The sequence below is a fragment of the Phycisphaerae bacterium genome, assembly GCA_017999985.1.
Lineage (GTDB): Bacteria > Planctomycetota > Phycisphaerae > UBA1845 > Fen-1342 > JAGNKU01.
In genome coordinates, this window is sequence record JAGNKU010000011.1 from 59,858 (window position 1) to 71,792 (window position 11,935).

10 protein-coding genes are annotated in these 11,935 nt (G+C 68.2%); all 10 read right to left on the minus strand.

Features of this window, described 5'->3' with window-relative positions:
- Positions 1-8: 8 nt before the first annotated feature.
- A complete protein-coding gene (locus KA383_14900) occupies positions 9-923 on the minus strand; it encodes an NAD-dependent epimerase/dehydratase family protein (GenBank protein ID MBP7747404.1) in 915 nt (304 codons plus the stop codon).
- On the minus strand, positions 923-1,660 hold the full coding sequence (locus KA383_14905; GenBank protein ID MBP7747405.1) for an NTP transferase domain-containing protein: 738 nt from the start codon (positions 1,658-1,660) through the stop codon (positions 923-925). The genes KA383_14900 and KA383_14905 overlap by 1 nt, the downstream gene beginning before the upstream one ends.
- Positions 1,661-1,678: 18 nt before the next feature.
- A complete protein-coding gene (locus KA383_14910) occupies positions 1,679-2,668 on the minus strand; it encodes an SDR family NAD(P)-dependent oxidoreductase (GenBank protein ID MBP7747406.1) in 990 nt (329 codons plus the stop codon).
- Positions 2,669-2,699: 31 nt separating this feature from the next.
- The gene (locus tag KA383_14915; protein ID MBP7747407.1) at positions 2,700-3,641 is read right to left on the minus strand and encodes a glycosyltransferase; all 942 of its coding nucleotides are present in this window, start codon (positions 3,639-3,641) and stop codon (positions 2,700-2,702) included.
- 3 nt (positions 3,642-3,644) lie between these two features.
- On the minus strand, positions 3,645-4,823 hold the full coding sequence (locus tag KA383_14920) for a glycosyltransferase family 4 protein (GenBank protein MBP7747408.1): 1,179 nt from the start codon (positions 4,821-4,823) through the stop codon (positions 3,645-3,647).
- 60 nt (positions 4,824-4,883) lie between these two features.
- Positions 4,884-6,440: a hypothetical protein gene (locus KA383_14925; GenBank protein MBP7747409.1), complete on the minus strand. Its 1,557-nt coding sequence runs from the start codon at positions 6,438-6,440 to the stop codon at positions 4,884-4,886.
- A gap of 20 nt (positions 6,441-6,460) precedes the next feature.
- Positions 6,461-7,978 carry a hypothetical protein gene (locus KA383_14930; GenBank protein ID MBP7747410.1) on the minus strand — a complete coding sequence of 506 codons (1,518 nt, stop codon included), beginning with the start codon at positions 7,976-7,978 and terminating at the stop codon, positions 6,461-6,463.
- On the minus strand, positions 7,969-9,702 hold the full coding sequence (locus KA383_14935) for a hypothetical protein (GenBank protein MBP7747411.1): 1,734 nt from the start codon (positions 9,700-9,702) through the stop codon (positions 7,969-7,971). The genes KA383_14930 and KA383_14935 overlap by 10 nt, the downstream gene beginning before the upstream one ends.
- 64 nt (positions 9,703-9,766) lie before the next feature.
- Positions 9,767-10,417 (minus strand): hypothetical protein, encoded by a 651-nt coding sequence (locus tag KA383_14940; protein MBP7747412.1) that lies wholly within the window; start codon positions 10,415-10,417, stop codon positions 9,767-9,769.
- Entirely contained in the window at positions 10,410-11,819 is a 1,410-nt protein-coding gene (locus KA383_14945) for a hypothetical protein (GenBank protein MBP7747413.1), read from the minus strand. Before KA383_14945 ends, KA383_14940 begins: the two co-directional genes overlap by 8 nt.
- Positions 11,820-11,935: the final 116 nt, after the last annotated feature.

The following is an 11,935-nucleotide window of genomic DNA, read 5'->3' on the forward strand; positions in this document are numbered from 1 at the left end:
CTCAGGTCTCAGGCCAGCATCGCCCGCACGCTCTCTTCCAGACCGCAACGCGGCTCCCAGCCGCAGTGACGGCGCAACTTCTCGAAGCTGCCATACACCGCCGCCACGTCTGCGGCCCCACGCAGCCGACCGGGATCTATCTCGACCTGCACGTCGGCACCGGAGACGCGGATCATCGTTTGCAGCAGTTCCGCCATCCGGGTCGGTCGGCCGGAGCACAAATTGAACACCTCCCCCGGCGCCGGCCGCCGGCACAAGGCCCACACCCCCGCCGCCGCGTCGTGGACATCGAGGAAATCCCGCTGGCTTTCCAGGTTACCCACCTGGATCACACGTCGTCCCTCCGCCAGCGCCTGGCGCAGCTGCTCTGCAAACGCCCCCGGCGCCAAGCGTGTCGTGACGCCCGGGCCCAGCAACTGAAACGGCCGGACGACCACCACCGCCAGGCTGTGCATCCGGTGGTACAGGAGCGCGATCTGGGTGGCGGCCAGCTTGCTCTGCCCGTACGGCGTGACCGGCACGCACGCACACGTCTCCGTGACCGGCAGGCACTCGGGCGGCACGCGACCGTATTCGGCGGCCGAGCCCGTCGCGACGACCGTGGCTCGCGGAACGTGCCGGCGGACTGCCTCCAGCAACGCCACGATCGACAGCACGTTCACACGATAAATGTCCAGCGGCTGGCCCGTGCCAAACGTGCCCGCCAGATGGATCACGCAGTCCGGCGAGACTTCGTGCACCAGACGCGCCACGGCCTCCGCATCCGTCAGATCGACGACGTGAAACTCGCGGCAAGGCGCTGCCGCCCCCGCCATGGCGTCCGTGCCGGCGAGGTGCAGCCCGGGGTTCGTGGTTTGGAGATAGCTGCACAGGTGCCGCCCCAGGAAGCCCGCCGCCCCGGTCACCAGCACGCGCCCAGGCATCAGGCCGGCTCCCGCAGGTACTTCGCCTTCGACCGCTCGAATTCCTCGATCGCCTGCTCGTAGTCATCGGGCCGCCCGATGTCGAGCCATTCGCACTCGCTGCGGAACGTGCTGACCCGCTTACCGGCCGCCTTGATGTTCATCATGAGCGTCGGAATATCGAGGTACCCGCCGCGCGGGATGAACGCCAGCGCTCCCCGGCTGAGCACATTCACACCCATGCTCACCGCGTAGTGCAGCCGCGGTTTCTCCGTGTATGTGATCAGGTCACCCCGTGCATCCATGTTGAGCACGCCGAAGTCGATCCGCACCTCGCGGTCGAACACGCCGATCGTGGCGCATGCCCCGGACCGCACGTGACTTTGCACCATCTCGGCGTAGTCGATGGTGGTCAGCAGGTCACCGTTCATCAGCAGCAGCGGGTCGGTCGGGTCCGCGACCAGGCTGATCGAGCCGGCGGTGCCGAGCGGCTTGTCTTCCATGCAGTACGTGATGTCGAGCCCCCACTTCGCGCCGTCGCCGCAGAATGTCTGGATCAGCTCGGCCAGGTGATTCACCGAGATCGTGATCTTGCGAAACCCGCACGAGCGGAGCTGCCGCAATACCACCTCGATGATCGGCATCTCGCCAATCGGCATCAGCGGCTTGGGAAAACAGGTCGTGTACGGCTTCAGCCGCGTGCCCTTACCGCCCGCCAGGATCACCGCGCGGACGTCCTTAATCTCCACACCAGCCATCGTGCTTGCACCTCGCAGCTATACGGCGTACACACCGGGGCGATACCGGTCCAGGTTCTGCCGCACCCACGCCACCGTCTCCGCCAGGCCCTGTTCGAGCGTGTAGCGCGGCGTCCAGCCGCACCATTCGCGGGCCCGCTGGTTGTTGCTGATCAGCCGCAGTACCTCGCTCTTCGCTGGCCGCACGCGGGCCGGGTCCTGCTCGATGGGCATCTCCGGCTTGCCGATCATCCGCAGGATCGTCCGCGCGATCGTCCCGATCGTCTCGCCGCTGCCGACACCCAGGTTCACGACCTCGCCGACCGCCTTGTCCGACAGGCCGACCGTGATGAAGCCCTCCGCCGTGTCCTTCACGAAGGTCATATCCCGGACGGGGTCGAGCGCACCCATGCGCAGGTGGTCACCGCTCAACGCCTGGCTGATCACGGTCGGGATGAACGCCCGCGCCGACTGCCGCGGCCCGAACGTGTTGAACGGCCGCACGGTCACCACCGGCAGATCGAAGCTGCGGAAGTACGACTCCGCCAGCTTGTCCGCCGCAATCTTGCTCGCCGAGTACGGCGATTGGCCCTGCAGCGGGTGGGCCTCGTCGATCGGCACGTACTGCGCGGTGCCGTAGGCCTCGCTCGTGGACGTGTGCACAACGCGCGGCGTGCGCTCGTCCCGGCACGCCTGCAGCACGTTCAGCGTGCCCTGCACGTTCACCGCGACGTAGTCCGCCGGCGCGACGTAGCTGTAGGGGATGCCGATCAACGCGGCCAGGTGAAATACCGCGTCGCAACCGCGCACCGCCGCGCGCACGGAGAACGGGTCGGAGATGTTGCCGAACACGATCTCCAGACTCTCCTGCGCCGCCCGCGGCAGGTCCGCCAGCATGCCAATGTCGCTGCGCCCGTTGTACTTCACGAACGCCCGGACGGCGGCCCCGCGGGCCAACAGCGCCTCGACCAGGTGCGAGCCGATGAAGCCACCGGCGCCGGTGACGAGGACCCGTTTTCCTTTCAGCATGACTGCTCCCTTCATGCGTATGGCCGCGCCGCTAGCCGGCCGGCGCGCCCGCCGGACGGACACCCAGCGCGACCGGCTGATTGCGGATTTGCTCCAGCGCGCGAACGTGGGCCGCGCGTTCCGCGGCGGTCAGCGGGTCAAAGCGATGCGCCAACAGGCGGCGCTGCAGGCCGGTGTAGAACATACCTACGGTGATTGCCGCCTTGGCATATTGCACGCCCGCGTACCAGAACGCCCGATCCAGCCGCCCGGCCCTGCGGCAGTGGTCAAAGAAATAACGCGCGCAGATGCGCCGCGTGGCCAGTTGCTTGCTGAGCCGAAACGAGGGCTCGAACCGGTAGTAGTACAGCGGCTCCGGCACGTTGGCGAATGTCGTCTCCAGGTGCGCACGCAGAAACAGGTTCGAGTCCACCGCCAGGTTGATCGACTCGTCATACCGGAAACGCTCCAGCCACGCCCGCCGCGCCAGGATGGAGCCATGCGAGATGCCGAACGTGCGAAACGGCGTGCGGCAGATTTCGGCGTGGGTCGGCGGGACGTGGCGCTGCCCCATCGGCGCGCCGTCGCGGCTGATATAGACCATGCCGGCGCCAACCACATCCACTTCCGGGTGCTGCGCCAGGAACGCCAGTTGCCGCTCGATCCGGGTCGGAGCGGACAGGTCGTCCGAGTCCATCCGCGCGATGAACCGGCCGCGGGCGAGGGCGGTCAGACGGTTCAGGCTGTACGACCGCCCGCGATTCGTGCCGTTCGAGTAGACGCGGATGCGCGGATCGACGACCGACCGGGCCAGCTCCAGGCTGCCATCCGTCGACCCGTCGTCCACCAAGACCAGCTCCCAATCGGTGAACGTCTGCGCCAGGATGGACTTGATCATGTCCAGCAGCGGCGGCCCCGTGTTGTAGAACGCGCTGGTGATGCTTACGCACGGCGCGCCGGCGGTCGCATCGAGCTCCGTGCGCGACTCGCTCACCACTCATGGCCTCCGGCGCGCGACGGCGCCAAACACGCGCGCCACGCGGCGCACGTATCGCTCGGGATCGAAGTTCTCACGCACATGCGCGTACGCACTCGCCACCATCTCCGCGGTCTGCGCGCGGTTCTCCCATATGCGGCGGAGGCGGTCCGCCAGCGCGACATCGTCGTCCACCGGAAAGAGTAGCCCGGTGCGACCATCCACGATACAGTCGCCGACGCCCCCGACAGGGGTCGCAATGACCGGTTTGCGCACGACCATCGCCTCCAGAATCGAACGCGGCAGCCCCTCCGTGTGCGACGGGAGTATCGCGACATCGCACGCCTGGAGCAGGGCTGGCATGTTCTCCACCCACCCGAGGAAGTACACGTTGTCCGCGACGCCCAGCTCCGCAGCCAGCTGCTGCAGCTCCCGGACAAAGCGGTCGTCGGCGCCGACCGCCGGTTTGCCGGGAATCCACAGCGCCGGATCGTAGCCCCCCGCCTTAAGGCGCGCCAGCGCCCGCACGGCCGTCAGGTGTCCTTTGGCCCGCTCCGGCCGGGCGGCGACCAGCAGGATCTTCGGTTGCCGGTCGCCGGCCGGCAACTCCAGCGATAGAGGTTCGTGGGCTCGGCGGCTGACCTTGTCGACGTCGATCGACGAGGAGCCGAGATGCAGCTTGTGGTCCGGCACGCCGACGCTGGCGAGCTGGGCGCGCGTGGCCGTCGACACCGCCACCACCGCCGCGGTCCGGCGCCGCATGAGCCACCGCAGCCAGCGACTGACCTGGTTGGGCGTACCCCAGCCGCGCACGAACAGCACGATCGGGTACCGGCGAAGGCCGGGGCTCGTGCCGACAACGGTCAGCGACTTCTCATTCATCACCCACAGCACGTCGGGGTCGATCCCCCGAATCGCCCGCACGGCGCGGGCCCGCAGGCGCAGCAGTTCGGGCAACTGCCGGGCGAAGGCCCACAACCGCCGCAACCCCGCCTGACCGATGTAGGTCCAGCGGGCGTCCGGCAGCAGTACGTGGTACGGCAGCCCGGCGGCGCGCACCGCGTCCTGGTAGGCGCTGCAACGCCCGTACACGTCGACCACGTGCACCGCGTGCTCGCGCGCCAGCTGCCCGGCCAGGTAGAGCATGCTCTGCGGCGCCCCGCCGAAGTTGTTCGTGAAGTCGAAGTAGACGATCCGCATCCGAGAGCTCACGTGCGGTGATCGACCCGCCACCGGCGGCGCAACGCCGGCTGCACGGGCCTAGGCCGAGCTCGGCACAACCCCCGGGACCGCCGGCCAGGGGGCCGCAGCGCGCTGCGGAATCTTCGTTGACACGAAGAACAGAATCGTCGCGGGCACGACCCAGTTAAACAGGGCCTGCTGGGCCAGGTTGTCCAGATCGTGCGTCAGCAACAGCAGCAGGGCCATGCTCACGAAGGGCGCCGTGAGCAGGCGCGCGTCGCCGACCGAGTAGCTCAGGATCCGCCGCCGCGCGCGTCCGGTGATGAATCCGAAGATCGCGAACGCCGGCACCACGCCCAGCGCGCCGAAGTTCAGCATCGCCTCGCCGGCCAGCCCGTAGACGCTGGTCATGCGCCGGCCGCCACCGAAGTATAGGATGCGGCCCAGCTCGGCGTAGCTGCCCGGCCCGGTGAACATCTCCGTGCCGGCGATGACCTTGCCCGACTCGGACTTCTCGGGCATCAGCGCGCGCGGAATCAGCGGCACGATCGCGGTCGGGTACGTCGCGCCATAGCGCAGCCTGTAGCTCCACGGCCCATCGTAGAGCACCTTGAGGGCGCCCGCCTGAATGTCCGCCCGGCTCAGGTCTCCCACCAGCATGCCGGTGAACGTCCGCCGGGTCTCCGATTCCAGGCTGACGCGCGCCGTCCTGCCCTCGGCCAGCTCTAGCACGCGACTGCCCACGTTCTTGTAGAACGAGTACACGTACATGAACGCCAGCAGCGGCACCATGCCGATCACCACCCAGGCGACCGGAATCCGGCGCCAGAAGAAATGCGCAATTCCCACGGTCCAGAACAGCAGCCACACCGTCGCCCCCCGACTCCCGGTCAAACCGGCCACGAATACTTGCGCGGCGATCGCCAGGATCATCAGCGTGTTGACCATGATCAGATTGCTCGACCGCTGCAGGCGCCGGTAACGCCAAGTCGTCAGCAGAATGACCACCAGGATGGGGATCGACCGCCCCAGCGCCATCAGCGGGCCCAGCCCGCGCGTGTCCGCTCCGACCCGTACGTCGCTGTACGTCCGCCGTGTCACGTAGCCTGCCAATCCCCCCATGCGGGACAGGACAATCGCGTGCGCCGCGATGGCCAGCACCAGGACCACCAGGATCACTACGCTGGCGGTGTCCGGGTTCAACGCCCAGCGGCGCTTCCCGCTCCGCGCCGGCCCGCGCGCCGCCCAGCGCTGTACCAGCTGGTAACCGATAAGCCCCGCCGCGTTGAGCCCGCCCATGGCCCCCAGCCAGAATTTCCAGTCCGACACGTAGACGTCGTTGACGCGCTCGGGATCGTAGTGCGCCACCAGCAGCGGCGCCACCAGGAAGAAATGCACGCCGATCAGCCCGATCAGCCCTTTCGGATCATACGTGTCCATCCGCGCGCGCAGCCAGCGCACCGCATCCACGGACACCAGCACCCCGCAGGCAAAGAGCGGCGCCAGGAACCAGTGCACGAGTTGCGTGTTCACCGTGCAGAAGCCCGCGATGATCAGCAGCGGGATGCAAAACGCCGCGCCATAGTCGAGTGCATCCGGTGGCTGGCATCGTCTCAACGCGGCGTTGCTTTCCATCGTGTCACCTACGCGGTCCATCACTCCCGGCGACCCGCTTCCGGGTCCGACCGGCGCTCGCCGCCCGGCAGCCGTGCCAGATACGCCGCCCGGACCGGTGCGAGCTTGCCTAGATAGTAACGATACCGTCCTGTGTTGCCGTCCCCCCAGACGTACTTGTTGTTGCGCGGCGGCTCGTGCACCGCCACCGAACTGTAGCTCAGGCCCCGCCCGTTCATCGCCACCAGCGCATCAACGCACTGCTCCCACGTGATGCCCTCGGGGGGCTTCCCGTTCCGGCCGTATAGCCAGTACGCCACCGTGTTGGAAATGTCGTATTTCCGCACCTGGTAGCGCACGTAGGGATCCTCGACCGACTTGAACGTCACGCCCTCGCCGAAGATCGTCGCGTCGCAGTACGTGTCCACGTTCGGCATCGTCGCGGTCGGCGTGCCGAGGTGCGTACCGTGAAACACGATCACGCGGTCGCGCCCCAGCAACTGCCGCAGCCGCCGGATCATCTCCCAGTTGGCGATCTTGTCGTCCAGTTTGCTGAGGTGGTAGTCGAAGCACATCCCGTCGATGTAGATCCCCGCGACTCCGTAACGCTCTACCAGCATCCGCACGAAGTCATAGTACCCCTCCACCTCGCCGAACTTGCGCACGTGCGCAAAGAGCGAAGTGTAGGGCGCGACCTTCATGCCCTGACTCTGTGCGGTCTGCACCAGCCGCCGAAACTCGGCCTCGTTGACGATCACGTGCGGCGGCTCGGGCCGACCACCCTCATACAGCCCCCAGTGCCAGACCAGCATGATGTTAAAGTGGCGGGCCAGGGCGCCGATTTCGCGCGCGGACGGCATCTCGCCGTACGGGTTGCCCGCGCCCTTGCCCATGCTGCCATACACGATCACCGACTCGGTGCGAAACGACCGCTCCCAGTCGAACGGCCGGCCGGGAAACGCCGCCAGCATCACCCGCTGCCCCGGCCGCAGCGTGTAGTCGGCCACCCAGTCACTCCGCTGCAGCACGATCTTGTTGACCGTGTACCCGGCCTCGTGGCGCTGCGGGTAGATCGCCAGCCCGCCGCGCTCATCAATCAGGAGCAGCTCGCCGTCCTGGCGTCCCTCGTACTCGGGCTTGAACGCTCCCTGGCACGTGAGCCGCAATTCCGCGTGGGGCGCGAAAATGAGCGTCGAGTCACCATACACTCCAACGTTGGCCGCCGCAGACCAAAGCAGCACATGGTCCTCGGTCTGCTCGCGCGCCTCCAGCACAGGGGCGCCACCCAGCGTGAGCGTGGCCACGCAACGCCGCGGCTCCGACAGCCCCTGAAACACCCGGAGCACGCCGCCGGCATATTCGAACCGTGCGCCGGTCGTCTCGACGCGGACCGGCTCCGCGCTGGTCTGCACCGCGCCGATCCGCATCCCCAACACCGTGCCGTCGCCACGAAACCGCACGTTGGCCACGTCGTCGTCCGCGGCGTGCCCCGCCCGCGGCCCGGCGAGCAGCGCCAGACTGACGGACAGCACCATGCGCGTCCCGCGCGTCACCCGCATGCCGGCACCTCGCGGCGCTGTATCCGCCGCGACACACGCGCCACCGTATACAGCGCCCACAGCTTGTTCACGATGAACGCGGCGTTCCCGAGATTCTCCGCCACCAGCCGTCGCAGCGCGCCCAAGTCGCAGAGCCACTCCAGATCCGCCAGCCACGCACCCTCCCCCGCGTCACCCACCCAGGTCGCATCAGAAACGGCGCGCGCATCTCCCGCGCCCCACTGCCGTCGCCGCCGGCCGATACGCCACGCCAGGCCGGACGCGCGGTCCTGCAGGTACTTCTTCAGGAACCGCGCGGCGGGGTACCGGATCGTATGCGAGCGCTCGCCGTTGATCGGTATCCCTCGCAGGGCGCGGCGCCGACCGACGAACAAGTGCTCATGCAGCGCCGAGTAGTACAGCGCGCGGCCCGCCAGCCATTCAAATGGCACACGCGCGAAAAAGTCGATGAACTCGTTGTCGTTCAGCGGCAGGAAGCTCTCGACGAGCTGGCGCTGCGCCAGGTAATCGCGCAGCACGTAGCGCCGCTGCCGCTGCTCCAGGTCCACCTGCGGGACCATCCCCAGATCGTGCGACGCCTCAACCCCCGCGCACAGCGCCCGCAAGTGCTCAATGGCGCGCGCCGTGGCCTCCGCATGCTCCCCGCGCAGCAGCGGCCGCAGCGCCGCCGGGCGCCAGCGCACGTGAAACCGCTCCATCAGCCGCATCAGAACCGGCCGCCCGCTGCCACGCCGCACATACTCCGGAAACGTGATCTGCCCGCAGGCCACCGGGTCGCCAAAATGCCCGGACACCAGCGCCCCCACCCCGCCGATGCCATAGGTCGCCAGTCCGATTACGTGGTTCGCGATCGTGAATTTCGTCGTCGGCGCGAGCGCCCAGAAAATCGCCGGGTAGGGCGCCGGATTCCCCAATGCCCAGAACGGCAGCATCGTGTGGGGTGCACCCAGCGCCTGTGCCACGGCGAGCGACGACGCCACCTCGCCCGGCACCCAGGCGCTCGTGAAGAAATGCATACGCACCCCGGCTTCGTGCAACAGGCACGCGATCGTCCGGGAGTCAGACCCCCCGCTCAGGTTCACACCGACGGTCTGAACGCCCAAGCGCGACACCAGCGCGCCGTAGCGCCGCGACATCCTGCGGAAGACCTCCCCCAGTTCGGCGACCATGACGCCCGGTGGGCGCGCCTCCGGCCGGAGGTCGTGCCGCCAGTGACACTGGCGGCTCGCCAGCGCCGCCGCCCCGGTCCGCGGATCCAGACGGAACACCAGATGGGTGCCGCCTGGCACGTCCCGGATCTGCTCGACCAGCGTGTGCTCGCCCAGCACGTAGCAGTAGGTCAGCAGTTCGACGGCCGCGTCCGCCGACAACGTCGGCGCGGCCAGCGCGTCGCACAGGCTCCAGAAATCCTCCCCCAGCAGCAGGCCGTCGGCCTCCAACGCGTAGTACGGGGGCCGCGTCCCGAACCGATCTGTCACGACGTCCACGCGATCGCGCGCCCCGCTGACCAGCGCCGCCCAGAAGCTGCCGTTGAGCGCTGCCAGCGCCGCACGCGCGTCCGGCGCCGTCACCGCCGCGTGCACCGTCTCCGCCAGCTCGCGCCCCAGCTTCGGTTCGTCGCCCACGAAGCAGTACCCGGTGACCCACGCGCAGCCGCCGCCGCTCAGCGCGATCAGACCGGCGTCGCCTCCGGGGGCCACCAGCTTGCGCGAGTCGATCAGCATGTTCCGCGCTCTCTTGCTCCAGACCGGCCAGCCGCAAGTCGGCGATGCCGGCACCGGTATCCCGCTATCGCTGCGGCGTGCCGCGCTGGACTTCCGCCAGACGCTGCTCCAGCGCGTCGATCCGCTCAAACAGCTCGCGTCGCGAGAGAAAGACGCGCCGCGCATCGCGAACGGGGGTACCCTCCGCGTCTCGCTCGCCCGTGACTTCGGCCCGGAACGCCGCCACGATCGAGTTCGGTGGCACGGACTGCGTGACCACCGCATTCGCCCCGATGAAGGTGCCCGACCCTACCTCGATCGGACCCAGGACTACAGCTCCCGGTCCCAGCGAGACCCCATCCCCAATCCGCGGATTCGTCCGCCCATCCGGGCCGCGCTTGTCCAGGTTCCCTCCCAGCGTCACGTTCTGCCGGATTTCGCAGTTCGCGCCGATGATCACACCCGGCGGCACCACGATGCCACAGACGTGCGCCACGCGGAAGCCCGGGCCGATTTCCGCCAGCGAGCTGATCCAGCAATGCGACAGATGATGCATCAGTCGTTCCGCCAGGACGGCCGCCAGCCGGAAGCCGCGCGCGCGGCACCAGCGCGCCAGCCGGTAAAAGCACATGGCGCGAAAACCGGCATCGGACACCGCGCGGCAGAGCATGCGCCCCGCTGTCGCGCGTCCGCGCGCCCGGCTCGCCAGGTAGTCCTGTTTGAGCACGTCAAACATCAGGCCGACTCTCCGGATCCAGCACCTCCAGCCGCGTGGTCGCCACCGGCTGCGCGCGCGGCGGACATCGCCGGTCGGTCACAAGAATCGCCAGTGCGCAGCCGATCAGCCCGACACTGTTGCAGATCACCATCGCCCACGCCGCTCCGTGCAGCCCCATCCGCGGCACCAGCACGAAGCTCGCCACGCCGCAGGCCATGGCCGCCAGCCCGTATACGGGCAGTTGTACCCCAAACCGCCGCGTCGCGACCAGCCCCACGTTCAGCGTCGAAAACGAGAACAGCAGAGTCCCGGCCAGTGCCAGCTCAATGAGCAGCACATGGTGCTCACCGTACGCCGGCGTATACAGGAGCGACAGTATCTGCCGGCCCGCCACAGCGCTCAATGCCACGCCGCCCAGACCAAACGCCACCGACACACCCACCGCCTTGAGCAGCAGCCACCAGAACGCCCGCCGGTTCTCCGCGAAATAGCGGGCCAACCGCGGGCTGATCGTCTGTCCGATGGCACCCTCGAGCACGACGCCGACAGAAACTAGCGCCGAGATCGCGGTATAGTACCCCACCGCGTCTGTCCCGCAGTACTTGTCCAGCGTCAGACGCGGGATGCTTATGAACAACATCCCCACGCCCGATACGAGCCCCAACGGCGCTGACAGCCACGCTAGCGTCCCCAACCGGCGCCACTCCCAGCATGGCGCCAGGCCTGTGTGCCCCGCGTTCCGCGGGCTCGCCGCTAACAAACCGCGCGCGATCGGGAGATCGTAAAACGCGATGACTATCAACCGGCTGAGCACGAGCCCGATCACGCCCGCCGCCAGGCTGCGCGTCACCCAGAAGAAGCCCGCGAAAAGGACCAGGGCGGACAGGCCCATCCAAGTCCGCGAGACGGCGGCGCGGTCCATGCGCTCCGCCTTCTGCATCACGGCCATCAGGATTTCGCGTACCTCGATGATCCCGTACCCAATCCCCATTAGCGCCGTCACAACCGCCGTGTCGACCGGATAGCAGGCCAACCCGATCCCCGCGATGGTCACCGCTGCCACCAGCGAGGTGATTATCTTCAGCGCGAAGTAATGCCCGAAATCGTATTCCCGGTGCGCGTCGGTCACCTGCACCTGCTGCAGTTTCAGGCTCAGCAGCATACTGACCGGCAAGCCCACGGCCTGCGCGACGCCAAATACGCCCACCGTCGCTACCGTCGCCAGCTTCGCCAGCACGACCATCAGCAGGTACATGCTGGCGGCGGAGACAATGTTGCCACCCAGCGCCCAGACCACGTTGACGCGTAAAGACCGCTCCCGCCCCCCACGCGCATACCCCACCACCGCCGCGGGAATCGCGCCCGTCGGCGACTCGCCCCCACGTTCGCCCACCAGCTCTGCCGGCCCGGCTTCGGGCACAGTTGTCTCCCATCTCTCCGGCACAGCCGGGATGTCTACGTCCGACGCTCACCGCCGAGCTCAGCGGCAGAGCGTGCCGGGCCTGCGTCGGTCTACAGCAAAACACCCCGCAGACC

Excerpts from the sequence above, each read along its gene's own strand:
- KA383_14900 (MBP7747404.1), bottom strand. The coding sequence starts at position 923 with ATGCCTGGGCGCGTGCTGGTGACCGGGGCGGCGGGCTTCCTGGGGCGG.
- KA383_14905 (MBP7747405.1), bottom strand. The coding sequence starts at position 1,660 with ATGGCTGGTGTGGAGATTAAGGACGTCCGCGCGGTGATCCTGGCGGGC.
- KA383_14910 (MBP7747406.1), bottom strand. The coding sequence starts at position 2,668 with ATGCTGAAAGGAAAACGGGTCCTCGTCACCGGCGCCGGTGGCTTCATC.
- KA383_14920 (MBP7747408.1), bottom strand. The coding sequence starts at position 4,823 with ATGCGGATCGTCTACTTCGACTTCACGAACAACTTCGGCGGGGCGCCG.
- KA383_14925 (MBP7747409.1), bottom strand. The coding sequence starts at position 6,440 with ATGGAAAGCAACGCCGCGTTGAGACGATGCCAGCCACCGGATGCACTC.
- KA383_14930 (MBP7747410.1), bottom strand. The coding sequence starts at position 7,978 with ATGCGGGTGACGCGCGGGACGCGCATGGTGCTGTCCGTCAGTCTGGCG.
- KA383_14935 (MBP7747411.1), bottom strand. The coding sequence starts at position 9,702 with ATGCTGATCGACTCGCGCAAGCTGGTGGCCCCCGGAGGCGACGCCGGT.
- KA383_14940 (MBP7747412.1), bottom strand. The coding sequence starts at position 10,417 with ATGTTTGACGTGCTCAAACAGGACTACCTGGCGAGCCGGGCGCGCGGA.